Genomic DNA, 565 nt, shown 5'->3' with positions numbered 1-565 from the left:
TCCTGTACGTCGTCGCGAACGTGGTGCTCTCGGTCGGACCATAACCGTTGATCAATTGCTGGGGAGGCGTATCGCGCAGCACTTGCGCCACCACGCTCGCATCCAGCGCGTCACCTCCGACAATCAAGGCCTTGAGTTGGGTAAAGACTGGGCCCAATTCCTCGGCCATTTGATTGAACAAACCCACTGTCAACCACAGAACACTAATGCGCTGGTCGCGCAAGGTGCGCGCAAACAAGGCTGGCGTGAGCACCGTGTCATGATCCATCACGACAACAGCTGCACCATTCAATAATGGTGCCCAGACCTCAAAGGTGCTCGCGTCAAAGGCCGGATTAGCCGCAAACGCGACGCGATCATCATCCTCCACATCAACATAGCCATTGTTGATCACTAGCCGCACGATCGCTCGATGCGGCACCAGCACGCCCTTGGGCATGCCGGTGGAGCCAGACGTGTACATCACATAAGCCGTATCAAGGCTGCAGCAGGCCGGTTGCGGACAAGTCGTTGGCGTGTGTTCCGCGTCCTCTTTGTCTGGCGAGCCCAAACGCAATAGCGCTGT

Annotated in this window: 1 protein-coding gene; it reads right to left on the bottom strand. The window is 57.5% G+C overall.

Translation table 11 applies throughout. The features are described 5' to 3' along the window. On the bottom strand, window positions 1–565 hold a 565-nt coding region (locus KPG66_RS16915; RefSeq protein ID WP_237071610.1), incomplete at both ends, for an AMP-binding protein.

Origin of the sequence: Mycetohabitans sp. B2 (assembly GCF_021733735.1) — a bacterium.
GTDB lineage: Bacteria > Pseudomonadota > Gammaproteobacteria > Burkholderiales > Burkholderiaceae > Mycetohabitans > Mycetohabitans rhizoxinica.
The sequence above is the reverse complement of the archived record's forward strand: the minus strand, read 5'-3'. Positions and strand labels throughout refer to the sequence as shown.